The following is a 243-nucleotide window of genomic DNA, read 5'->3' as shown; positions in this document are numbered from 1 at the left end:
CGAATACATGGCGTATGTCTGCAGGTTTAGCAGGATTACTTGATGTACACACCGGTATGAACTGGGATGTGTCTTACACTTTCGGTAAGAACGAAGCGTCAACGTCAGTTGATAACTCTATCAATGCAAATGATATGATCAACTCAATTTATGCTGATCAAGATTCATGGTTTTCTGGCGCTCCGTTAACTCAAGATCAAAAAGATGCTGTAGGATATTCAGAGAAAGCTAACGGTGGTAACG

At 41.2% G+C, this 243-nt stretch carries 1 protein-coding gene; it reads left to right on the top strand.

Going from position 1 to position 243, the window contains the following annotated elements:
• Positions 1 to 243: hypothetical protein (locus tag AAEY72_RS16045; RefSeq protein ID WP_352311662.1), on the top strand; the 243-nt coding region annotated here is incomplete at both ends.

Source organism: Psychrobacter sp. W2-37-MNA-CIBAN-0211, from assembly GCF_040309405.1.
GTDB classification, from domain to species: Bacteria; Pseudomonadota; Gammaproteobacteria; order Pseudomonadales; family Moraxellaceae; genus Psychrobacter; species Psychrobacter glaciei.
Note: the sequence above shows the minus strand (reverse complement) of the source record. Positions and strands in the feature narration are given on the sequence as shown.